Here is a 22,208-nt window from a genome sequence, read left to right on the forward strand (position 1 = left end):
CACGTCGCTAGGGCAGGCTCCACTGCTGGTTGGCGCCGCCTGCGCAGGCCCAGATCTGCGCCTGTGTCCCGGACCCGCCCCAGCCGGTGTCGTCGAGACATTTGCCGGATTGCGGGTTCAGATACTCACCATTGGACTGGTGCTGCCAAACCTGCGCGCCGGTCCCATTACAGCCGTAGAGCTGTACGAGCGTTCCGTTCGCGGTCCCGCCACTAGACACGTCAAGGCACTTACCCAGTGACTGCAGCTGGTTGCCGGAAGTGAGCGTCCAGGACTGCGCACCTGTCCCGTTGCAGGTGTAGACCTGAACTGGGGTGCCGTCCGCGCTGTTCGCCCCGCGCACATCCAGGCAGAGCCCCTGGTAGCCGGTCACCGGGCCGGGCCCATTACCGCCCCCGCCGGTGCCGCTGCCCGGCGTGCCGCTCCAGGTGAACGTCGCAGACGTCGCATTCGGCAGCGAGTAGCTGAAGGACTCGTTGCCCCAGTTGACCACCAACTGCTGGGTGCTGCCGCTCCCGTTGTACGCGACCAGCGCCTTCGAGCCATCCGGGTTGATCCACGCCACGTTCGGCACGGTCGAGCTGGCCGTCGAGTCGATCCGGTACGCGCCAGGCTTCACGAACTTCGTGAGCTGACCCGTGTCGTAGTACTCGACCGTGTAGTCGACTTGCCCGCTGCGGCTGTCGCCGTTGTGGACCGTGATCAGTCCGGTGCAGGTGCCGCAGCCGCCGTTGTGCGGGCCCATGTTCTGGTCGACCGCCAGGCTCCACTTGACCACCGACTGACCCCAGTTGCGGGTGTAGTCGATGATGTTGTTCATGTCCTCGTTCTGCTGGTTGGCGATCCAGGTGCCGCCGGAGTGCTCGGTGTCGAACTGGCCGATATTCGGGTACTGATTGTGCACCGTGGTCTGCTCGCCGGCGCTGCCCTCGTCGTAGCCGTGCCAGGCGACGCCGCCGAACAGCGGGTCGTTGCGCACCGCCGCGTCATCAACTTCCTGCTGCGCGTAGCCGCCGTAGCTGCTCCAGTTCCAGTCCAGCGCGAGGTCCTTGGCGGTCAGGCCCGCCGCGTGGAAGGCCGGCAGCAGGTCGGTGGAGGTGAAGTAGTCCAGGCCGTTGCCGTTCCAGTTCATCGTCGGGTACGTCGATCCGTCGCAGCATCCTGGTTCGTTCTGCGCGGACACGTAGTCCACGTGCACACCCTGCGCTTGATACGCCTGCAGAGTCTTGACGAAGTACTGCGCATAGGCGGGGTAGTACTGCGACTGCAGGTAGCTGTGGCTGGTGAAGTTGTCGTCCGACTTCATCCAGGCCGGGGCGCTCCAGGGCACCATCATGAGCTTGAGGTTCGGGTTCAGCTGCTCGGCCTGCTTGGTCAGCGGCAGGATGTCGGTCAGATCGTGCGAGATGGAGAAGTGACTGAGGCCGGGGTCGCTCTGCCCGGCAGGCATGTCATCGTACGAATAGCCATAGCGGGCCAGGTCCGAAGCGCCCATCGGGTTGCGCAGGAAGTCCAGGCCGATGCCGTTGTTCGGGTCGAACAGGTTGGTCATCACGGCGTTGCGGGTGGCGGAGGAGAGCGCGCCGCTGCTGCCGAGCAAGTAGCCCGAGGTGTCGGTCATCGACGCGCCCGCGCCGACGAACTGCTGGTACTTGGTGTTCTCGTTGACTGTGACGGTGACCGCGCCGCCGCCGTTTCCGGAGCCGAACGTGATCGGGCTCTGCTGCTGCAGGCCGCGCACCACGTTGCGGCCGCCGGAGTCGTTCGTCGTGGTCAGCCAGATGTTGACGGTCTCGCCTGCGGCGTGCGCCGGGGTGGCCAGCAGCAGTCCGCCGGCCGCGAGCGCGCCGCCGCAGCCGGCGACGATCAGGGTGCGCAGCCCGGCAGCGCGGCCGAGCGGTAGGTTCGGTGGGGCCATGAGCTCTCGCCTTCCGGCCGCTGCGCCAGGCGGCCCGCAGGTGCGGGTGTGGGTGAGTGAAGTTGTGTCTGGACGGCGTCCGAACGAGCAGCCGCCGCCCTTAATTCGCGCTGTGATTTAACTCGTGGGCGATAATTTCGTCAAGGGACCCGGCATCCTGTGAACGGATGCGGCTGCAGAAAGGCGGGAAGCGACGGATGGCCGAGCGCGTCATGCGGACCGTGCGTGACCTACGGCGGTCGAACCGGTCAATGCTGCTGCGACGCCTCTACTTCGACGGCCCGCTCAGCCGCCAGGACCTGATCGACACCACCACGCTGAGCGCCGCCTCGGTCAGCAACGTCATCGGCGATCTGATCAACGACGGCCTGGTCGCCGAGGTCGGCTCGGTCGGGTCGGACGGGGGTCGGCCACGCATCCTGCTGCGCGTCGACGGCTCACGCTGGCATGCGATCGGCGTGGATGTCGGGGAGACGCGGGTTCTGGTCGAGCTGTTCACGCTGGACCTCGCCGTGCTCGCGCGCGCCGAATATCCGCTTCCTGACGGCTGCGGCGACGTGACGGCGGTGGTTGAACGCATCGATGCCGGGCTGCGCGGCGTGCTTAAGGAGAGCAGTGTCGATCAGGCGGCGGTGGCCGGCGTCGGGGTGGGGGTGCCGGGCGTCGTCGCCCGCGGTGCGGAGAGTGGCGGCCGGAATGGCGTGGTGGTGCACGGTCAGACGATCGGCTGGAACGCGGTTCCGCTCGAACGGCTGCTGCGCGAAACCGGAACCATGCGCGCTGACATGCCGCTGTTCATCGACAACGGAGCGACCACACTCGGGCAGGCCGAGATGTGGTTCGGAGCCGGGCGCGGCACTCGAGACGCGGTCATCGCGTTGATCGGGTCCGGCGTCGGCGCCTGCGTCGTCACCGATGGATCTCCGTATCGCGGGACGGGACGCAGCGCGGGGGAGTGGGGCCACACGACGGTGCAGGTCGGCGGCCGATCGTGCCGGTGCGGAGCGCGCGGTTGCCTGGAGGCATACGTGGGCGCCGAGGCGGTGATAGAGCGATATCGCGAAGCGGCCGCCGGAGAGGCGACGGCGGTTACGGCGATAGACGGTCAGCAGCACGCGGAAAGCGAGGAGAGCGCGCTCGCGGCGATCCTCGCGGCAGACGAGCGCGGCGATGAAGCGGCCCGCGCCGTCCTCGAGGAGACCGCGGTCTACCTCGGCGTGGGCGTCGCGAACTTGATCAACCTGTTCAACCCGGAACAAATCGCGCTTGGCGGCTGGGCTGGGCTGCTGCTCGGCGCACGCCTGCTGCCGCGGGTCCGGCAGATCGCCGGTGAGTACGCGCTGCGGCACGCGTTCGCGACCGTGGACCTGAGCCTGTGCGAACTGGGTCCTGACGCCGTGGCCCGCGGCGCGGCGACCCTGCCGGTCGCCGGTTTCCTGAACGCCGCCTCGGCCCAGGTGACGGCGCTGCACGTCCGCTGATGACCTGGAGGCCGGCACCGAAGCACCGGCCTCCAGGAACATCACCGTCGAGGGATATCGCTAACCGGCGGACCGGCTACGGCTTGGCGATGAGAGTTCGGTTGAGATCCACATTGCCGACCCAGGTTCCGTACGTACCCGGGTAGCCGGAGAGGTCCCCGACCGATCCCCACACGCTGCTCGCGAACGTGTTGTTCTCGACGTCAACGTTGATACCGGTCTGGTTGCGCAAGGTGAAGGCGCCGCCGTTGAGGTAGTTGTTGGTGATCGAGATGCCGGTGTCCGTGGATCCACGGTCCTGGATGAAGATCGCGGCCGTGGTGTCGCTGCGCACCGGGACGTCCACGTAGTTGCCGTCGATCTTGATGTTGCCGCCACCCTGGCTGAAGATGCCGTCCAGGTGCGTGGGGGCGCTGGCGGTTCCGGTCTGCACCAGGCCGTGGATCCAGTTGTCCTGGATGACCGAGTTGGCGGTGGGATCAATGCCCTGAGGCATGCCGGACAGGTCGTCGCGGATGGCTACCTGCGCCTGGTTCCCGTAGGCCGACCAGATCGGGGCCACATCCTCGCCGGACGGCATTGTCTTGCCGGGCAGCCAACCCACCGTGGAGTCGGTCACCTTGATCGTCGAGTTGAGTGTCCCCGAGTTCGCGGGATGCCCGAGGATCGCGTACCACGCGGTGCCGGTCCCGCCTTGAACGATCGATTGAGAGATCGTCAGGTTGCCGGTGCCGGTCCAGTAAACGCTGCCCTTGATCCACACGTGATCGAGAGTCAGGTCAGTCTGGTCGCACCGCAGGCCGTAGGACAGCCAGGAACAACCGCTCGGTGCCGCGCCGCCGGGCTGGTAGACCGTCAGGGCGGAGGTGCTCCCGAGGTAGCCGACACTGCCAGGTTGGACGTAGCCGCCGGTTGAGGTGGTCGTGCGTGTCGCGGGCGTCGAGCTCGTGACGGCGGAGGGCGTCGTCGAACTGGCGGAAGGCGCGGCCGACGAGGTGTTGCTCGGCGACGGCGCCGCGCTGCTCGACGTCACGGCCGGCGTCGGAGTTGACGTAGCCGAGGTGGTCGACGGCTGGAACAGCACATCGACCCAGTAGTTGGTCGACCGGCTCGACGCGGTCGCCGGATAGCTCGTCGCAGCGGAGTACGCGTAAATGCCGTTGCCGTTCGGCGACTGCGCCTGCTCAGCGACCAGATCTCCGTTCTGATGCGCCATTGCGAAGTAGTTGTAGTCGTAGGCGTAGTGGCCGTGCGGGGCCAGGTAGGAGATGTCGTAGGTGGTGGACGCGCTGATGTTGATCGGTGTCGCGAAATTGGCGTCCTGCCAGCCCGTCGCCGTCTCGTTCGTGAAGGTCACGCTCTCCAGCAGTTTGCCCGAGGCCGACCACAGCGACCCGACGTGCGTGCCGGTGTTGGTCGCGCCCTTGTAGAAGCGGACCCCGGTGATCTGGCCCGGCACCGTGGAATGGAACTTCAGGCCGACATTGACGCTGTTGGAGTCCGACGCGTCGGCGTTCGCGGGGACGTTGCTTGGCCACAGGCTCTGCGCGCTGGGCGCGGCGGAGGCGTTCCAGCTTAAGAAGAATCCCAGAACCGCGACGAGCGACGCGAGAACAGTCGAAAGTAAGGCAGCTTTCTTCACAAACTTGTCCTTCAAGGGTTGGCAGTCGCGCCGTAGACAACGCGGCGCACGACGGCCAGGCGGAAACTCGCCGCGGCGACCGTGCGCCGAAGCGTTTGATAGGGCGTCAGATTGAATTCGGGCGCGCGAGAACCGAGCGGCCAGGATGTGTTTCGCGGCGTTTACCGGCTCGGTGACCTGCGCGGCCGTAACCCGATGCGTCCACAGCCGCCGACAAGGCGGCTGGAATATTCGTCAGTGGAAGCTGTCGCCAGGTGGGTCAGCGATCGAGGGTATTAAATGTGCACCCATAAGTCGTGCCGTGCCTCTCCTCCGGCCGCCTACCGGGTTAGCTGACGGGTTCGGGCGGGGGAGTGGTACGCCCTACGGTGCGGGCACGAATTGCCGCAGCGACTTACGCACGACGGCAACCGAGCACGGTGCACCGATTCACCCCAGGGACGTCATCCTAAGACGACAGGTGGGTCCCCGGCTCCACTACGCGCCGGACCACGAATACGCCCGGGCACGGTTCCTCAAAGGTCCAAAGGCTGCCGTGCGGGCAGGTGGTCCGCCGCGTCACGCGTGGACTCGGCGGGTGCGCCGGTGCCGTCTTCGACAGCGCTAGCCGTGCGCACGGGCTCGACCATATGAGGTCGCGCCGCGCCGTGTCACTACCTTCGGGCAACTTTGTGAGTTTCCCGACTCGTTACTACCGATTTGCTCGCAGAACGCCATGATCAGGTGGCTGAATGTGGCTCAAAAAACGACACGTGGCCACGAATGTGACGGCGAATTCACCGCGGGTAGTTGGTGCCGCGCCGGAATTGAGGAGGCGTCAGTTCCCTTTACCGCACTGGCGTCCACACGTAGGGCGTTGTCGTGGTCACTGCGTGCAGTCCCAGTCGCTGCAGAATGGGCCGGCTGTTTTCGGACGCGTCCACTTGGAGATACTTCACGCCACGCTGCGCCGCCATTTGCGCTCGGCGGGCGACCATCGCCCGGTAGATTCCGCGCCCGCGCCACTCGGCGAGCGTCGAACCGCCCCAGAGCCCTGCGAAGTCCTCGCCCTCCCGTAGGGCCAGCCACGCCGCGCACACCACCTCGGGGCCAGACGGGGTCTCAGCCTCGGCGACGAACACCGCGAAGTCGTCCCCGCCCGTAGTGATCCGGCGGGACAGATCGTCGATGAGGTAGCCGTGGTCCTCGCCCCACACGGTGCCGTGTGTCTTCGCGATCCGGCGCAGATCGTCAGCCAGGCCCTCACCTTCGGTGACGTGACGCAGCATCACTCCCTCGGGCAGCACGGGCTCGGTCGCGAGCGCCGCGGCCTCGCCGATCACCACCGTCTCTGAGTCTTCCGGCTCGAAGCCGGCCGCCCGCAGTCGCTCGGTCAGGTCTTCCGGCAGGTCGTGCCCGCGCGTCTTCCACTCCACGGCCTCGCCGCGCGCCGCGAAGTAGTCGCGCTGGCGGGCGATCAGCGCGTCGAGTTCGGCGCCGCGCACACCCGCATCCCGCGGTGTCTCGACGAAGCCCCGATGCATACCGATCGTGCGCAGCAACGTGCCGTCCCACTCAAAGGTGAGCCCCGCGGGGCGCGGCTCATGGATGCGGGCACGGGTGTTCTCGTCGTATGCGGCGAGCAGCGCGGCGGTATCAGTCACATGATGGAGCGTAAGCAGGCCCGCAACCGATTTGATTATCGGCCGTTGCTGGGGGACTCGCGACGCTGCTGCGCAAGCCGGTCCACCAGTTGCGAGAGGGCAGGCAGTGCGGCGTCGATCGCGGCGCGCTCCTGCGGGCCGAGTTCGCCGAGCGCGACCGCGATCCGCTCGCGGTGCGCGGCGTGCCAGTCGGCCAGTTGACGGCGGCCGTGTTCGCTCAGCTCCACTACCGCGACCCGCCGGTCGGCCGGATCGGTGCCGCGTTCCACCAGCCCGGCGGTCATCATCTGGCTGATCAGGCCGCTGACGGTGGAGGGGGCGAGCCGCAGCCTCGTGGCCAGGTCACCGACTCGGGCCGGCGCCGACTCGGCCAGCGACTGGAGCAGTTCGACCTGCGCCATGGGCAGCGACTCCCACGGGTAGTCGGCGCGGATGCTGGCGCGCAGCACCCGACGCAGCCGTGCGACGACGTCGGTGAGCGCGTAGGCGTCGGCAGGAACCGATGTCGACGCGACGGGTGACGACTCGGACACGGGTGCCGTGGCGTTTGCTTCGTCGGCCTTCGCCGCGCCACTCCCGGTCACGCAGCCACTGTACCGGTACCGTCGTTCGAACCGCGTAGACCGACCGAACCGCGGACCGCGCGGGCCCGCACGCGCGGGCCCGGTTCGGGACGGTCGTGTTTAGCCGAAGCGGCCGGTGATGTAGTCCTCGGTGGCCCGCTGCGCCGGGTTGGCGAAGATCCGCGCGGTGTCGTCGATCTCGATCAGCTTGCCAGGCTGGCCGGTCCCGGCGATGTTGAAAAAGGCCGTGCGGTCGGAGACCCGCGCCGCCTGCTGCATGTTGTGCGTGACGATCACGATGGTGAACTCGGCCTTGAGCTGAGCGATCAGGTCCTCGATCGCGAGCGTTGAGATCGGGTCGAGCGCGGAGCACGGCTCGTCCATCAGCAGGACGTCAGGCGAGACCGCGATGGCCCGCGCGATGCACAGACGCTGCTGCTGACCGCCGGAGAGGCCCGCACCCGGCTTGTTCAGCCGGTCCTTGACCTCTTCCCAGAGGTTCGCGCCGCGCAGCGAGTGCTCGACCAGGTCGTCGAGGTCGCCCCCCCGCTTTTTTGACGCAGCCTTCAGGCCATTGAGACGCAGCCCGGCCGCCACGTTGTCGTAGATCGACATGGTGGGGAACGGGTTCGGCCGCTGGAACACCATGCCGACCGTGCGGCGCACCGCGACCGGGTCGATCGCCGGGCCGTACAGGTCCACGTCGTCGAGCAGCACCTTGCCCTCGACCCGCGCGCCCGGAATCACCTCGTGCATCCGGTTCAGCGTGCGCAGCACCGTCGACTTGCCGCAGCCGGACGGGCCGATGAACGCGGTCACCGTGCGCGGCTCGACCGTCAGGCTGATGTCGTCGATCGCCCTGAACCCGCCGTAGTACGCGGACATCCCGGAGACGTCGATCCGCTTCGCCATCTGAGTTTCTTCCTTCTCGTTCCGGTTCCGGTGTGTCTGTCCGCTAGTCCGCGATGTCGAACACGTAACCCAGGCCGCGCACGGTGCGCATCCTGGCGTAGGCGTCCGGGTCGATCTCCAGGTGCCGGCGCAGCCGCCGGATGTGCACGTCGAGCGTCTTGTTGCGGTCCGGGTAGCCCTCGCCCCAGACCGTGTCGAGCAGCTGCCTGCGGGTCAGCAGCCGGCCGGCGTTCTCCATGAGGACGGCGAGCAGCTCGAACTCTTTGGGCGCCATGTGGACGCTGCGCCCGGCGACCCGCACCGCCATGCCGTCGAGGTTCAGCTCGACCGGCCCGACCGTGAGCAGCCGTAGCCGCCCGAGGGTCTGCGGGCTCACCGCGACGTATGCGTACGCGTGCGCGTCATGGCGCGCTGTGCCGGTCTGTGTGTGCGAGCGAGTCGTCATCGGAATCAGACCCGCCCGGGCTTCTTCCACCAGGCCAGCAGTCGCGCGGCGAGGTTGAGGATCATGATGATCAGGATCAGGGTCAGCGCTCCGGCCCAGGCCCGGTCGACCGCGGGCTGGTACGGCTGAGTCGCCTCGTTGAAGATGAACGCCGGCAGCGAGCCTTGCGCGCCGCTGAACGGGTTCTGGTTGATCGACGAGGTGAACCCGACCACCAGCAGCACCGGCGCCGTCTCGCCCATGATGCGGGCGATGCCGAGCATGATGCCGGTGACGATGCCGGGTAGCGCGGTCGGCACCACTACTCGCAGCACCGTGCGCCACTTGGGCACGCCGAGTGCGTATGAGGCTTCACGCAGCGAGTGGGGCACCAGCTTGAGCATTTCCTCGCTGGAGCGGATCACCAGAGGCAGCATCAGGATCGTCAGCGCCAGCGAACCCGCGAAGCCGGAGCTCTTGAAGCCGAAGGCGAGGATCCACAGGGACAGGATGAACAGGCCCGCGACGATCGACGGCAGGCCCATCATCACGTCCACGATGAAGGTCACCGACCGGGAAAGCCACCCGCGGCCGTACTCCACCAAGTAGATCGCGACCATCACGCCGATCGGTACCGCGATGAGCGCGGCCAGGCCGGCCTGCTCCAGCGTGCCGAGGATGGCGTGGTACGCGCCGCCGCCGGAGTCGGACTCGGCGATGTTGCGCATCGAGTGGTAGATGAAGTTGCCGCCGAAGTCCTTGGCGCCGTTGCTGATCACCAGCACCAGGATCGAGGCCAGCGGCAGTACCGCGAGGAGGAACGCGACGGTGACCCCGCTGCTGGCGAACAGGTTAGCCAGGCGGCGGCGGGGGGCGACGGAGTTGAGCGGCCTGTCCGTGAATCCAGGGTCCTGGTGCGCGTCGTTCGGGTCGATCGTGCGGTGGAACGGGCTGCGGCGGAAGTTGTCCACCGGGCTCGCGTTCGTCCCGGCCGCGGCCGCGGCCACCGCGACCTCGGGAGCCTGCGCGGCGGTGGGCGCGGTGTCGCCGGCGTCGTCCTTGATGACGCCCCGCTGCGCGATCCGCCTGGCCAGGTAGTTGACCACCAGGGTCATCACGAACAGCACGAGGCCGGAGGCGATCAGCGCGCCGCGGCCGACATCGAAGGCGTTCTTGAACTGCACCGCGATATTCGCCGCGATGGTGTTGCCGCCGGGCTCGAGGAACCGGGTGAAGAAGCCGTTGGTCTGGGAGAGCACCATGGCCACCGCGATGGTCTCGCCCAGCGCCCGGCCGAAGCCGAGCACGATCGCGCTGATCACTCCGGAGCGGCCGTAGGGCAGCACGGCGAGCCGGATCATCTCCCACTTGGTCGCGCCGAGCGCGTATGCGGCCTCGATGTTCTCGCGCGGGGTCTGCAGGAACACCTCGCGGGAGATCGCGGCCACGATCGGCAGGATCATGATGGCCAGCACCACGCCGGCCGCGAACACCGAGCGCGGCGCGGGCGCCCCGTCGTAGTGGAAGATCGGGATCCAGCCGAGCACGTCGGAGACGATCTGCGAGACGCCGCCCATGTGCGGGACCAGGAAGATGATGCCCCACAGGCCATAGACGACCGAGGGCACGGCGGCGAGCAGGTCTACGACGTAGCCGAGTGCTTGCGAGAGCCTGCGCGGGGCGTACTGGCTGATGAACAGCGCCGTGCCGACCGCGATCGGGCCGCCGATCGCCAGCGCGAACAGCGACGTGATCAGGGTGCCCCAGGCGACCAGGGCCACGCCCCAGACCGACGGGTCGTCATCCGGGTTCCACTCGAAGGCGGTCAGGAAGTTGACCGAGTCCGCGCTGATCGCGTGAACCGCCTGGGTGATCAGGAACGCCACGATCGCGCCCATCAGCACCACCAGGAACCACGCGCTGCCGCGTGCGCCGCCGGCGAACAGGCCGTCGCCGCGGCGGGAGTGGCCGGTGAGCCCGGCGCCGGGACCGCGGCGGGAGTGGCGCGGCTCGCCGGGAGGCGCGGTCGAGAGGTACTCGGCCTCGCCGAGCCGTTGATCGCTCAGATGTGAGGGGCCGGAGTCGGTCACGGCCGGCGGCTCGCCGCTCATCGTTCTCCTGACGGTGCGGTTCGATGCGGGAGAGGGAACTTGCTCGGGAAGGGGCTTGGCTGCCGCCGCGGGAAGCAGGTCGCGGCGGCAGCCTTCGGGTTTATCAGTGTGCTGTGTCCCGCTGAGCGGGACACAGCGCCGGGCACTAGCCCAGGTTGCCGACCGCGGTGGCGACCAGGCTCTGGATGTTGGCCGGCAGGCTGACGTAGCCGGCCGTCGGCAGCTCCGCCTGCGCGGTGGTGCTGGACATGTAGCTCAGGAAGCCCTTGATCAGCGGCAGCTGCGTCGCGTCGTTGCCCTTGTCGCACGCGATCTCGTAGGTGACCAGGACGGCCGGGTACGAGTTCGGGTCCGAGTAGGTGTAGTCGAAGGCCAGCTGGATGTCGTTGCCGGTCTGGTTCACCTTCGCCTTGGCGATGAACGCGGAGGCGTTGGCGGTGCTGGCCTCGACGAACTGGCCCTGCGCGTTGCCGACCTTCGCGGTCTGCAGGTTGTTCGCGCTGGCGTAGGACAGCTCGGCGTAGCCGATGCCGCCGGAGGTGGACTTGACCGCCTGGGCGACGCCCGAGGAGCCGTTCTGGCCCTGGCCGCTGCTGGCCGGCCACTGCTTGTTGGCCTTCGACGGGAAGTCGGCCGCGTCGGTCTGGTTCAGGTAGTTGGAGAAGTTGAACGAGGTGCCGGACTTGTCCGAGCGGTGGAAGGTGGTGATCTTCGTGCTCGGCAGGGTCACGCCGGAGTTGTCCTTGGCGATCGCCGGGTCGCTCCAGGTGGTGATCTTGCCGGTGAAGATCTTCGCCAGGGTCTGCGCGGACAGGTTCAGCGGGGCGGTCACGCCGGAGACGTTGTACATGACCGCGATGGCGCCGGGCACCATCGGCAGGTCCACGGCCTTGCCGCCGGTGCAGCGCGCGTCGGCCTTGGCCACGTCGGCGCCGGAGAGCGGGAAGTCGGAGCCGGCGAAGTCGACCTGCTTCTGCTCGAAGGAGGTCACGCCCGCGCCGGAACCGCTCGGGTTGTAGTTGATCGTCGCGCCCGAGCAGGCGGCCTGGTAATCCTTGGTGAACTTGTCGATCGCGTTCTTCTGCGCGCTCGACCCGGCCAGCGTCAGGGTGCCGCTGCCGCAGGAGATGCCCGAGGCCGACGAGGCCGAGCTGCTGGCGCCGGCGCTGGACGAGGAGCCGCTCGCCGCCGGGCCATTGTTGTTGGACCCGCACGCGGCGAGCGTGGCGGTGGCGATGAGGCCGGCGCCCGCGACGGCGACGTACCGCTGGAGCTTCACGGGGAAGTCCCTTCCGTTCGAAGCCGGATCCGTCTCCCCGAGGGGGCGGCTATCCGGTCGTCATGAGCCTGTTTCGTGCTGACGTCTGCGAACGTAGGGACGTGAGGTGAATCGATGAGCCGGGCAAGGTGAACGCCGGGTATACAGTGCGGGACTTTTGGGCGGATGCGCCACGGTGCCGGTTCAGGGCGGCGGTCTATGCGCTGACCTGCGGGAAGATCGCATTGTAGCGGAGCCGCCGAGAGGTTGTTCACCAAAAGGACACGGTGGTCATCGGAGGTTGGTCACATTTGCCACGGCTGTGGCTGTGGCTGCGGCCGCGGCCGCGTCCTGTCGGCCGCTCTACCGCCGCTGTCGTGTCCCGCGTCCCGTGTTCCTGCCCTTGCGCCGTCTCCCGCGTCCCGTTCAGTTCACCGAAGCGTCACCTCAAATTACTTCGGTAACCGAATAGCTTGGTAGCCTTGAGGTTATGGCGCTGCTCATCGAACGGCCGCGCCCGGCGCGCATCCGGCAGTCGCGCCGGGGGTGGTGGCTCGCGATCGCTGCCGTGTGCCTCGGCGCATTCATGGGGCAGCTCGACGCGTCGATCGCGGTGCTGACGTATCCGGCGCTTGAGGAGCGGTTCCACGCTCCGGCCGCTGCCGTCGAGTGGGTGTCGCTCGGGTATCTACTGACGCTGATAGCGCTGCTCGTTCCGGCCGGGCGGCTTGCCGACGCGCACGGCCGCAAGCTGTTCTACCTGTACGGCTTTCTCGTGTTCACGCTCGCTTCGGCGGCCTGCGGACTGGCGCCGACGCTCAGCGCCCTGATCGGCTTCCGGCTCGTGCAGGCGATCGGCGCGGCTGCGCTGCAAGCCAACAGCGTCGCGTTGGTGGCGACCAGCGCTCCGCGCGGGCGGTTGCGTGCCGCTTTGGGTGTCCAGGCCGGTGCCCAAGCGGTCGGTCTGGCGCTCGGACCGACACTCGGCGCGGTGATCGTGACCGGTCTGGGCTGGCGCTGGGTGTTCCTGTTGAACGTGCCGGTGGGGGTCGTAGCGCTGATCGCGGGCAACTTCTTTCTGCCGAGGACGCGGAACCGCACAGCGGTGGACCGCTTTGACTGGCCAGGTTTCGCGCTGCTCGCGGTGTCAAGCACGGCGCTGCTGCTGGCGATTTCGGCCGCGTCAGGGCTCGAACTGTCGGTGGTGGAGGCAGCCGCGTTGTTCGTGATTGCGGTAACGGCGAGCCTGGCGTTCGCGAGGCGTCTGTCGCACGCCGCCAGTCCGCTGGTGAATCCGGTGTTGTTGCGCACGCGTGGCACTGCCCTCGGTCTCGCGGGCGCACTTGGCGGCTACCTGGTCCTCTTCGGCCCGCTGGTGCTCGTGCCGGCAGTACTCACGGCGCGTGGGGATTCGCTCGCCTTGGCAGGGCTCGTACTCACCGCGCTGCCGGCTGGATTCGCCGTCACCGCGCTGGCAGCCGATCGGATCCTGCCGCGCGGCTGGACCGATCGCCGACGTGCGCTGGCTGGTGCGGCGCTCGCGCTCGGCGCGTTGCTTGCGGTGCTCGCGATGTTCGCGCTGTCCGTCGCCGGATCGGATTTCGCGGCAGTGCTCGCGGTGTTGCTGGCCTTGCTGGGCCTGGGTCTCGGCGTATTCGCACCGGCGAACAATGCCCTGATCATGGCGGCGATCCCGCGCGGCACCGAGGCGACAGGCGGCGGCCTGGTGAACATGGCTCGTGCCCTCGGGACCGCGCTCGGCGTGGCGCTGGTGACGCTGAGCCTGCATCAGGGTTCGCATTCTGGCGGCGCGGCGGCGGCTCTGCTCGCGCTGATTGCGACGGCAGTGCTCATCGTGACAGCAGCCAGTGATGCCCGGAGTCAGATGGCATCCCAGGGCGCCTGAGCGCAACGGTCGAGAACGTGAGCGAGCAGCGGAGCGTCGAGCGGAATGTCGAGTTCGTCGATGCGGCGCACGGTCGCGATGCCGCGCGAGTTCGTCACGAAGGCGCCGTCGAACGCGGCGAGGTCGTCCAGGAGCACGCGACGATGGTGTTGCGGCACGTCAGCCGCCGACAGCTCTCGCTGCAAGACCTGCATGCCGATGCCGAGCAGCATGGGCGCCTGCGGCCAGACGACCGCGTCGCCTTGGATGAATCCGACGTTCGTGATCGCCCCCTCCGCGATCAGCCCGCCTTCGCCAACGAGTAAGGGCTCGTCGAAACCACGCCGCTCGACCAGCTTGATGTAGTGGCCCTGCGCAAAGCCGCCGACATGCTTGATGTGAGCAAAAGGCCGCTGATAAGGAACGGAGCACAGGGTCAGCGGCCCGGCCGGCATCTCGTAAGGCGGCCGTACGGTCAGCAGAACACTGATCTCGGGCTCGACGCCCGCCGGAGGTTCGGCAGATCCGTCGGGGCTGAACACGTTGATTCGAACGGAGGCGTCTCGGGTGGTTCCGTCGCGGTCGTCATTTTCACCACTGTCGTCCCCGAGCGCGTGTCGCAGGTGGGCGAGGATGCGCTCGCCGCTCAATTCGACCCCGAACAGTTCCCTGGTCGCCGCGTCGAGCCGGGCGAGGTGGAAGTCCAGGCCACGCACCCTGCCCCCGCGGACCTGCATCGCCGTGAAGTGGCCGTAGCCGCCGAGCGCGGGAAAAAGCTCCAGGCCGGTGATCGCCGCGTGGCCGTTGAGTTCAAGGCGCGCAGGCAGCGGGGGCATCAGTCACCCTCATTCGCGCCGTCGCCGCGCGGGATCGCGAACTCGGTCAGCAGCGCGCCGCCGGGCGCCAGGTCCGACCAGTCGCCCGGCACGCTGAACACTGAAAGACCAGAGGTCGGGTACTTTTCGCGGGCGCGGGCAAGCGGTTCGCCGGACTCCGTGTCGGCGAGAGTTACCGCGAGGTGCTGCATACCGGGATTGTGGCCGACCAGTAGTAGTCCGCGGACCCGCGCCGGAGTCTCGCGCACCACCGTGAGCAGCGTCGAAGTGGTCGCGGCGTAAATTCTGCCGTCGTAAACCGGCGTCGGTGGGCCGTCGAGTTCCTTGGCGACCAACTCCCAGGTCTCGCGGGTGCGCCGGGCCGGAGAGCACACGACCCGATCGATCGCGAAGGCGTCGAGCCGCCGCCCGGCCTCGCGCAGCCATCGGCCCGCGGCTGGGGCGTCACGCCGTCCGCGCTCGGCGAGCGGTCGTTGCCGGTCTTCGACGTCCGGCCAGGCGGCCTTCGCGTGTCGCAGAACGATCAGGTACCTGGTGGTGACGGGTGCGGTCACCCGTACAGCTTTGCAGAGCGAGTCAAGCCCGGCATTCCGAGGGTGCGGTGAGGGTGCGGCGAGGGTGGGCCGTGAGCGCGTCGCGAGGCGAAATACGGGGGAGGGGTATGCGCATATACCCGGCAGGGGTATGCTGACGTTATGGAGGGACACGGGTACACCGCGCACAAGCAGGACTACCTCAAGCGGCTGCGCCGGATAGAAGGCCAGGTCCGTGGTTTGCAACGGATGGTCGACGAGGACAGTTACTGCATCGACATCCTCACCCAGGTCTCCGCGGCTACCAAGGCGCTGCAGTCGGTGGCGATCGGCCTGCTTGAGGAGCATCTCGCGCATTGCGTCGCGGATGCGGTGGCTCAGGGCGGAGAAACCGCTGACGCCAAGGTGAAAGAGGCCGCCGACGCCATCGCGCGGCTGGTTCGTTCGTGAGTTAGAGGATTAGAGGAGCAGAGCAAACTGATGAGCACTGAGACCGAGAAGAACATCGTCACCGACTACACCGTGAGCGGCATGACGTGCGGGCACTGCGTCGCCTCGGTGACGGAGGAAGTCGGCGCGGTCGACGGAGTGAGCGATGTGGATGTGGACCTGGCCTCCGGCCGCGTCACCGTGACCAGTTCCCGTCCGCTGCCGGTCGCCGAAGTTCAGGCGGCTGTGGACGAGGCCGGATACCAGCTCGTTTCCTGACCGGCAGGCGGCGGCGGAGAGCGTGGCGAGCGACAGGGCGGCGACTAAGACAGTGGTAGCAAAGACGGCAGCGACCGAGACGGCGTCCGGCGCGAAGGTGTTCGGCGCGAAGGTGTTCGGCGAGACGGCGGCAGCGAAAACAGCGGTGACCGAGCCCGCGATCGCGCGGGTTGCACTCGACATCACTGGTATGACTTGTGCGTCCTGCGCGACGCGGATCGAGCGAAAGCTCAATCGGCTCGACGGCGTGACCGCGACGGTGAACTACGCCACCGAGCAAGCCAGCGTCGAGTACCCGCGAGCGCTGAGCCCGCAGGACCTTGTCGCAGTAGTGGAAGCCGCCGGATATCGGGCGACTGTGCCCGCTCCGCGTCTCGCCGCTGACGCCCCTCATGCCGCTGAAGCCGCTGAAGCCGCTGATGCCGTCGCGCTGGAGCAGTCCGGAGCTGCGGAATCGACAAGCGATCAGCCCACTGATTTGGTCGTCCAAGCCGCCGCGGCACTCCTGCGCCGGCTGACGATTTCCGCGGCTCTGGCGCTCCCGGTTCTGCTGATGGCGATGGTTCCGGCGCTCCAGTTCCGCAATTGGCAGTGGCTCTCGCTTACGCTCGCCGCCCCAGTCGTGGCGTGGGGCGGCTGGCCGTTCCACCGCGCCGCGATCACAAACCTGCGCCACGGCGCGGCGACGATGGACACGCTGATCTCACTCGGCACCCTCGCCGCGTTTACGTGGTCGCTGTACGCGCTCTTCTTCGGTGACGCCGGGCAGCCCGGCATGCGGATGCCCTTCGAGCTGATCGCGAGTGGTTCCGGGACCGACGCGATCTACCTCGAAGTGGCTTCGGTGGTGATCGTGTTCATCCTCGCCGGCCGCTACTTCGAGGCGCGGGCGAAGCGACGTTCCGGAGCGGCACTCAGGGCACTGCTGCACCTCGGCGCGAAGGACGTCGCCGTACTGCGCGACGACCGCGAGATCCGCATCCCGATCGGACAGTTGGCGCGCGGCGATCTGTTCGTGGTGCGGCCGGGAGAGAAGGTCGCGACGGACGGCGTGGTCGTTGAGGGTCGTTGCGCGATCGACGCCAGCCTGCTGACCGGCGAGTCCGTGCCCGTCGAGGTCGGCCCTGGCGACGCGGTGACCGGTGCGACGGTTAACGCGGGTGGCCGGATTGTGGCGCGTGCGACGCGGATCGGCGCCGAGACGCAGCTGGCGCAGATCGCGCGACTGGTGGTGGAGGCGCAGACCGGAAAGGCGGCCGTCCAGCGGCTCGCCGACCGGGTATCAGCAGTCTTCGTCCCAATCGTGATTGTGCTGGCGGTCGCGACGCTCGTTGGCTGGCTGCTCGCGGGCGAGGGCGCCGCGCGCGCCTTCACGTCCGGTGTCGCTGTGCTGATCATCGCCTGTCCTTGCGCCCTCGGTCTCGCCACGCCCACCGCGCTGCTGGTCGGCACGGGCCGTGGCGCGCAACTCGGCATCCTGATCAAGGGCCCGGAGGTGCTGGAGTCCACCAGGCGCGTCGACACGATCGTGCTCGACAAGACCGGGACTGTGACGACCGGAGAGATGACGCTGCTGCGCATCGTTCTTGCGTCAGTTAGTGATGGCGAGGCGCAGGTCCCACGTGGGGGGCAGGTCCCAGACGAGGCGCGGGTTCCAGACGAGGCGCGGGTTCCAGACGAGGCGCAGGTGTTGCGCCTTGCCGGTGCCGTCGAATCGGCTTCGGAGCACCCAATTGCGCGCGCGGTCGCGAAGGCTGCGGCCGATTTCCTTGGCGTAGCTGCGCTGCCGCGAGTCGATCAGTTCTCGAATACGGACGGACTGGGTGTCGAAGGGCTCGTCGATGGTCGCGACGTGCTGGTCGGACGCCCTCGGCTGCTGATTGAGCGCGGCATCACGCTTCCTGCGGACCTGGACGAAGCGCGCGTCGTCGCCGAGGCCGAGGGAGCGACCGCCGTCGCAGTGGCTTGGAACGGCGCAACGAGGGCGATCCTCGTTGTCGGTGACGTAGTCAAGCCCGGATCCGCCGAAGCTGTGGCCCGGCTGCGCGCCCTTGGGCTTAGGCCGATTTTGCTCACCGGCGACAATGCGCGGGCAGCGCGCCGCATCGCCGAACAGGTCGGCATCGACGACGGCGACGTGATCGCCGAGGTCTTGCCGGCGGAGAAGGCGGAACACGTAAAGCGACTGCAAGCGGAGGGCCGCACGGTCGCGATGGTCGGCGACGGAGTCAACGATGCCGCCGCGCTCGCGCAAGCCGATCTTGGCCTGGCGATGGGCACCGGTGCGGACGCGGCGATCGAGGCCGCGGACCTGACTCTGGTCGGCGGCGATCCGCGCGGCCTTCCCGACGCGATTCGGCTGTCGCGTAGGACTCTGGCCACGATCAAGGGGAATCTGTTCTGGGCTTTCGCCTACAACGTCGCCGCGCTGCCGCTGGCCGCGGCTGGGTTGCTCGGTCCGCTGATCGCGGGCGCGGCGATGGCGGGCTCTTCGGTCTTCGTGGTTTCGAACAGCCTGCGATTGCGCCGATTCAGCTGAAGATGGCGAGTGTGATCGTGGCAGCGGCGGTTGTCCCGTTCAGCGGGACAAGTGGTCGGGATGGTTGTCCCGTTCAGCGGGACAGTGTCGTGGTGCCGGGTCAGGTGTCCCGTTCAGCGGGACAAGTGGTCGGGATGGTTGTCTCGCTGAACTGGACAGCCGACAGTTCCTCGTGTCCCGCTCAGCTGGACACTCGTATCCGAAGCCGCGCCAGTTGTCCCGCTCAGCTGGACAATTCCTCCGCCACCGCCGCGCCGAACGCGTCGATGTCCGCCTCGGTCGTGTCGAACGACGCCATCCAGCGCACCTCGCCGGTCTGCTCGTTCCACGTGTAGAACCGGAACCGCTTCTGCAGCCGCTCGGTCACATCCCGCGGCAGGATCGCGAACACCGCGTTCGCCTGCACCTCCTGCGTGATCCGCACGCCCGGCACGTCGCGGACCTCATCCGCCAGCCGGCGCGCCATCGCGTTCGCGTGCTTCGCGTTGCGCAGCCACAGATCCCCGCCGAGCAGCGCCTCGAACTGCACCGAAACGAAGCGCATCTTCGAGGCCAGCTGCATCGCCGCCTTACGCAGGAACTGCATGCCGCGCACCGCGTCCGGGTTCAGCACGACGATCGCCTCGCCGAGCAGCATGCCGTTCTTTGTGCCGCCGAAGGAGAGCACGTCGACGCCGACGTCCGTGGTGAACGCACGCAGCGGCAGATCCAGCGTCGCCGCAGCGTTGGCCAGGCGGGCGCCGTCGACGTGCACTTTCATCCCATGCCCGTGCGCCTGCTCGCAGATCGCCGCGATTTGCTCAGGCGAGTAGCAGGTGCCGAGCTCCGTCGTCTGTGCGATCGAGACGATCCGTGGCTGCGCGCGATGCTCATCGCCCCACCCCCAGGCGTGCCGTGCGATCAGCTCCGGCGTCAGCTTGCCGTCCGGAGTGGGCAGCGTCAGCAGCTTGAGACCGGCCACTTTCTCCGGCGCGCCGCACTCGTCCACGTTGATGTGCGCAGTCTCGGCGCAGACGACCGACTCCCAGCGCTCGGTCATCGCCTGGAGCCCGACGACATTGGCGCCGGTGCCGTTGAACACTGGATACGCCGTCGCCTGCTCGCCGAAGTGCCGCCGGAACACTTCCTGCAGGTGCTCGGTGTATGCGTCCTCGCCGTAGCTGACCTGATGGCCGCCGTTGGCGACGGCGAGCGCGTCGAGGATCTCCGGGTGCACGCCGGCGTAGTTGTCGCTGGCGAAACCGCGGGAGTCCGGGTCGTGTCGTCGCTGTACCGTCATCAGATCCGCTCGCTGTTCTCGGCCGTTCGCTGCCTGGTTTTTCACTGATGGCGCGGTGACACCAGTGATCCTGGTGAGCCTATTGTCCGCGCGTACCTTGCCTGCTGCCTGCTGCTCAGTCGCTAGGCCGCCTGCTCGCCGGTGATCCCCTTCGTGGAGGCCACGACGCCGCGCAGCTTCTTCTCCAGTGCCTCGTAGAACATGCTGAGCGGGAACTCGTCCGGCAGCACCCGGTTGACCAGCTCCTTTGGCGGGCCGTCCAGCGGCAGTGCCTCGACCCACGGCTGGCTAAGGCCGCGCGCCCAAGCCGAGGCCGGGTTCGGCGTCACGTATTCGGCGACCAGTTCATAAGCCGCGATCCAGTGCGCGGTCTTCGGCCGGTCGATGCCATCGCGATACAGCTTCTCGACCCGCTCGCACAGGGCGATCACCGTCGGAGCCACCCGCTGCCAGTCGATCGTCAGTCGGTTATCGGTCCAGCGCAGCACATCGTTCTTGTGCAGGTACGCAAAGAGCAACTGCCCACCGAGCCCGTCATAGTTGCGGACCCGGTTGCCGGTGATCGGGAAGCGGAACAGCCGGTCGAACAGGATCGCGTGCTGCACCGCGCGGGCCTGCTCAAGACCTTCGGCCTCAAGTCGGACCGCCTCGCGGAAGGTGGTCAGGTCGCAGCGCAACTCTTCCAGTGAGTACAGCCAGTAAGGCATCCGCTGCTTGATCATGAACGGGTCGAACGGCAGGTCGCCGTGGCTGTGGGTACGGTCGTGGATCATGTCCCACAGGACAAACGCGTCCTGCGCCTTCGCCTGCGAGGCGACCAGTTCGGCGGCCTCGGCGGGCAGTTCCAGCCGGACGGTCTCGGCGGCGGCCTTGGTCACCACGCGGAAACGGGCGGACTCGCGGTCGCAGAAGATCGCGCCCCAGGTGTAGACGGGCACCTCCCGCACCGCGACGGTTTCCGGGAACAGCACGGCCGAGTTGGTGTCATAGCCGGCGGTGAAGGCAGTGAAGGCGACCGGCACGAACATCGGGTTGTCGTACCGACTGTGCTCCAGCTCGGCGAGCCAATCGGGCCACACCACACGCAGCAGCACGGCCTCGATGTTGCGGTCCGGGTTTCCGTTCTGCGTGTACATCGGGAACACGACGAGGTGCTCCAGCCCGTCGATCCGCTGCCGCTCGGGTCGGAAGGCGAGCAGCGAATCGAGGAAGTCCGGCACGCCGAAGCCGCCGTCCGCCCACCGCGCGAAATCGGCGCGCAGGGCAGCGTGGTACTCGGCATCGTGCGGGAACAGCGGCGCGAGCGCGTCAAGCGCCTCTAGTAGCGCGCCCACTGCGGCTCGTGCGTCTGCGAGGTCGTGCGTAGCGGCATCGATCGAGCCGTCCTTGGCCTGCAGCGGCCGGATCTCCTGCACCGCGGCGACGAGTCGCTGCCATGCCGGATGCCGCTGCGCCCCCGACTCGGCGGGCCGTCCGGCCGGTTTGTCGAGGATCACACCTATCTCCGTCATAGCCCGCTCCATCAGAAGAATTTACGTCAGAACCGCTGAGATCTTGTAAGAATTCTCGCTGATGGTGCGATTGAGTGCAAGAGCTGAGGTGGGCAGCCGGAACTGCCCCGCTGGAAGTGCCCAGCTGGGAGCCGTACGTCCGGAGGTGATTGGCCCGTCGGGGGTGATTGTCGAGCAGCTGTTGGTCAGCGGTTGATCGAGCGCGACTGGGGGCGCCTAACGGGCCGCGGCGGTCCCGGTGTGGAAGGCGGTCGGTAGCAGCCAGTGCCCGCCGAGAACGACGGAGCCCAGCGCGACGACCACGAACAGGAACACCCACAACCCCGCCGGAAGCTTGGTCAGCTTGCCGAGCTGGTCCGCGTCCGAGTCCGGAGCACGGCCGCCGCGCCGCTGCCACTGCAGCTCGAAGACGGGGCGCACCCCGCCGAGCAACAGGAACCAGACCGCCAGATACGCGAAGCCTGCCTGCACCTTCGGGTCGGCGTACCAGGACACGACGAAGGCCAGCGCGCCGGTGACGACGACCGAGAGCAACCCGAAGAAGTTACGCAGCATCAGCAGCATGAGCGCGAGCAGTCCGACACACACCCACAGCAGCGCCGTGATATGTCCGCGGCCAAGCAGCGCCGCGCCGCCGAGCCCGAAGAGGGAGGGCGCGATGTAGCCGGACAACGCCGTCAGGACCATGCCGAAGCCGTACGGCTTCCCATATGAGACGGTGACACCCGAAGTGTCCGCGTGTAACCGGATTCCGGTGAGTCTGCGGCCGGTGAGCAGCGCGGCGACCGCGTGCCCGCCCTCGTGCGCGATCGTCACCGCATTGCGGGCCAGCCGCCAGGCCGGTCGGTACGCGACGGTCGCCAACGCCAACGACGCCGCGCTGAGCACTAACCAACGCGGCGCAGCGGGCTGCGCAGCGTTGATCTCATGCCACAACGCGCTGAGATTCGACACGGCCATGTCGG

At 67.9% G+C, this 22,208-nt stretch carries 18 protein-coding genes, 1 pseudogene and 1 riboswitch; of the genes and pseudogenes, 5 read left to right on the forward strand and 14 right to left on the reverse strand.

Translation table 11 applies throughout. From position 1 onward, the window contains the following. Window positions 1-7: 7 nt before the first annotated feature. Complete coding sequence (locus VN779_RS22490) at window positions 8-1,918, reverse strand: ricin-type beta-trefoil lectin domain protein (protein WP_325726584.1); 1,911 nt, start codon at window positions 1,916-1,918, stop codon at window positions 8-10. A gap of 197 nt (window positions 1,919-2,115) precedes the next feature. Here VN779_RS22490 and VN779_RS22495 point away from each other — a divergent pair, with 197 nt between their 5' ends. After that, the gene (locus VN779_RS22495) at window positions 2,116-3,399 is read left to right on the forward strand and encodes an ROK family transcriptional regulator (RefSeq protein WP_325726587.1); all 1,284 of its coding nucleotides are present in this window, start codon (window positions 2,116-2,118) and stop codon (window positions 3,397-3,399) included. Window positions 3,400-3,475: 76 nt separating this feature from the next. Here the strand turns inward: VN779_RS22495 and VN779_RS22500 are convergent, their stop codons facing one another. The 8 genes and pseudogenes from VN779_RS22500 to pstS all read right to left on the reverse strand — a co-directional run bounded on the left by VN779_RS22500 (window position 3,476) and on the right by pstS (window position 11,973). Further along, a complete protein-coding gene (locus VN779_RS22500) occupies window positions 3,476-5,041 on the reverse strand; it encodes a DUF4082 domain-containing protein (protein WP_325726589.1) in 1,566 nt (521 codons plus the stop codon). Window positions 5,042-5,343: 302 nt separating this feature from the next. After that, a riboswitch (cyclic di-AMP (ydaO/yuaA leader) is annotated at window positions 5,344-5,538 on the reverse strand. A 330-nt stretch (window positions 5,539-5,868) separates the two neighbouring features. Beyond that, window positions 5,869-6,684, reverse strand: coding sequence for a GNAT family N-acetyltransferase (locus VN779_RS22505; protein ID WP_325726591.1), 816 nt, complete (start codon window positions 6,682-6,684; stop codon window positions 5,869-5,871). 35 nt (window positions 6,685-6,719) lie between these two features. Further along, the gene (locus tag VN779_RS22510; protein WP_325726593.1) at window positions 6,720-7,268 is read right to left on the reverse strand and encodes a MarR family winged helix-turn-helix transcriptional regulator; all 549 of its coding nucleotides are present in this window, start codon (window positions 7,266-7,268) and stop codon (window positions 6,720-6,722) included. Between the two features lie 99 nt (window positions 7,269-7,367). Beyond that, complete coding sequence (gene pstB / locus VN779_RS22515) at window positions 7,368-8,159, reverse strand: phosphate ABC transporter ATP-binding protein PstB (protein ID WP_325726596.1); 792 nt, start codon at window positions 8,157-8,159, stop codon at window positions 7,368-7,370. Between the two features lie 43 nt (window positions 8,160-8,202). Then, window positions 8,203-8,604: a response regulator transcription factor gene (locus tag VN779_RS22520; protein ID WP_325726598.1), complete on the reverse strand. Its 402-nt coding sequence runs from the start codon at window positions 8,602-8,604 to the stop codon at window positions 8,203-8,205. A 5-nt stretch (window positions 8,605-8,609) separates the two neighbouring features. Beyond that, window positions 8,610-9,590, reverse strand: coding sequence for a phosphate ABC transporter permease PstA (gene pstA / locus VN779_RS26710; RefSeq protein WP_414639738.1), 981 nt, complete (start codon window positions 9,588-9,590; stop codon window positions 8,610-8,612). A gap of 63 nt (window positions 9,591-9,653) precedes the next feature. After that, a pseudogene (gene pstC, locus VN779_RS26715) lies at window positions 9,654-10,649 on the reverse strand (phosphate ABC transporter permease subunit PstC); the annotation flags it as partial. Between the two features lie 190 nt (window positions 10,650-10,839). After that, complete coding sequence (gene pstS / locus VN779_RS22530) at window positions 10,840-11,973, reverse strand: phosphate ABC transporter substrate-binding protein PstS (RefSeq protein ID WP_325726603.1); 1,134 nt, start codon at window positions 11,971-11,973, stop codon at window positions 10,840-10,842. 469 nt (window positions 11,974-12,442) lie between these two features. Between pstS and VN779_RS22535 the strand changes: the two genes are divergently transcribed. Continuing rightward, the gene (locus VN779_RS22535) at window positions 12,443-13,858 is read left to right on the forward strand and encodes an MFS transporter (protein ID WP_325726605.1); all 1,416 of its coding nucleotides are present in this window, start codon (window positions 12,443-12,445) and stop codon (window positions 13,856-13,858) included. Here the strand turns inward: VN779_RS22535 and VN779_RS22540 are convergent. Both VN779_RS22540 and VN779_RS22545 read right to left on the reverse strand, forming a co-directional pair. Beyond that, a complete protein-coding gene (locus VN779_RS22540) occupies window positions 13,834-14,673 on the reverse strand; it encodes an aminotransferase class IV (RefSeq protein ID WP_325726607.1) in 840 nt (279 codons plus the stop codon). The two genes, VN779_RS22535 and VN779_RS22540, sit on opposite strands and share 25 nt — an antisense overlap. Next, window positions 14,673-15,227, reverse strand: coding sequence for a histidine phosphatase family protein (locus VN779_RS22545; RefSeq protein ID WP_325726611.1), 555 nt, complete (start codon window positions 15,225-15,227; stop codon window positions 14,673-14,675). Before VN779_RS22545 ends, VN779_RS22540 begins: the two co-directional genes overlap by 1 nt. Before the next feature lie 141 nt (window positions 15,228-15,368). On the opposite strand from VN779_RS22545, the gene VN779_RS22550 reads away from it, so the two are divergent. The 3 genes from VN779_RS22550 to VN779_RS22560 all read left to right on the forward strand — a co-directional run bounded on the left by VN779_RS22550 (window position 15,369) and on the right by VN779_RS22560 (window position 18,453). Beyond that, window positions 15,369-15,656, forward strand: coding sequence for a metal-sensitive transcriptional regulator (locus VN779_RS22550; protein ID WP_325726614.1), 288 nt, complete (start codon window positions 15,369-15,371; stop codon window positions 15,654-15,656). A 30-nt stretch (window positions 15,657-15,686) separates the two neighbouring features. Next, window positions 15,687-15,914 carry a heavy-metal-associated domain-containing protein gene (locus VN779_RS22555; protein WP_325726616.1) on the forward strand — a complete coding sequence of 76 codons (228 nt, stop codon included), beginning with the start codon at window positions 15,687-15,689 and terminating at the stop codon, window positions 15,912-15,914. A gap of 145 nt (window positions 15,915-16,059) precedes the next feature. Next, window positions 16,060-18,453 carry a heavy metal translocating P-type ATPase gene (locus VN779_RS22560; protein WP_349260899.1) on the forward strand — a complete coding sequence of 798 codons (2,394 nt, stop codon included), beginning with the start codon at window positions 16,060-16,062 and terminating at the stop codon, window positions 18,451-18,453. A 223-nt stretch (window positions 18,454-18,676) separates the two neighbouring features. Here the strand turns inward: VN779_RS22560 and VN779_RS22565 are convergent, their stop codons facing one another. The 3 genes from VN779_RS22565 to VN779_RS22575 form a co-directional block, all read right to left on the reverse strand. Beyond that, on the reverse strand, window positions 18,677-19,732 hold the full coding sequence (locus tag VN779_RS22565; protein WP_325726620.1) for a low specificity L-threonine aldolase: 1,056 nt from the start codon (window positions 19,730-19,732) through the stop codon (window positions 18,677-18,679). 122 nt (window positions 19,733-19,854) lie between these two features. Then, on the reverse strand, window positions 19,855-21,243 hold the full coding sequence (locus VN779_RS22570; RefSeq protein ID WP_325726622.1) for a DUF6421 family protein: 1,389 nt from the start codon (window positions 21,241-21,243) through the stop codon (window positions 19,855-19,857). Between the two features lie 216 nt (window positions 21,244-21,459). Next, on the reverse strand, window positions 21,460-22,203 hold the full coding sequence (locus tag VN779_RS22575; protein WP_325726624.1) for a M50 family metallopeptidase: 744 nt from the start codon (window positions 22,201-22,203) through the stop codon (window positions 21,460-21,462). Window positions 22,204-22,208: the final 5 nt, after the last annotated feature.

Origin of the sequence: Actinocrinis sp., from assembly GCF_035605935.1 — a bacterium.
GTDB lineage: Bacteria > Actinomycetota > Actinomycetes > Streptomycetales > Catenulisporaceae > Actinocrinis.

Bases quoted from the DNA above. Each gene is read 5' to 3' on its own strand.
- VN779_RS22490 (WP_325726584.1), bottom strand. From the start codon at position 1,918: ATGGCCCCACCGAACCTACCGCTCGGCCGCGCTGCCGGGCTGCGCACC.
- VN779_RS22495 (WP_325726587.1), top strand. From the start codon at position 2,116: ATGGCCGAGCGCGTCATGCGGACCGTGCGTGACCTACGGCGGTCGAAC.
- pstB (WP_325726596.1), bottom strand. From the start codon at position 8,159: ATGGCGAAGCGGATCGACGTCTCCGGGATGTCCGCGTACTACGGCGGG.
- VN779_RS22520 (WP_325726598.1), bottom strand. From the start codon at position 8,604: ATGACGACTCGCTCGCACACACAGACCGGCACAGCGCGCCATGACGCG.
- VN779_RS22535 (WP_325726605.1), top strand. From the start codon at position 12,443: ATGGCGCTGCTCATCGAACGGCCGCGCCCGGCGCGCATCCGGCAGTCG.
- VN779_RS22540 (WP_325726607.1), bottom strand. From the start codon at position 14,673: ATGCCCCCGCTGCCTGCGCGCCTTGAACTCAACGGCCACGCGGCGATC.
- VN779_RS22550 (WP_325726614.1), top strand. From the start codon at position 15,369: ATGGAGGGACACGGGTACACCGCGCACAAGCAGGACTACCTCAAGCGG.
- VN779_RS22555 (WP_325726616.1), top strand. From the start codon at position 15,687: ATGAGCACTGAGACCGAGAAGAACATCGTCACCGACTACACCGTGAGC.
- VN779_RS22565 (WP_325726620.1), bottom strand. From the start codon at position 19,732: ATGACGGTACAGCGACGACACGACCCGGACTCCCGCGGTTTCGCCAGC.
- VN779_RS22570 (WP_325726622.1), bottom strand. From the start codon at position 21,243: ATGACGGAGATAGGTGTGATCCTCGACAAACCGGCCGGACGGCCCGCC.
- VN779_RS22575 (WP_325726624.1), bottom strand. From the start codon at position 22,203: ATGGCCGTGTCGAATCTCAGCGCGTTGTGGCATGAGATCAACGCTGCG.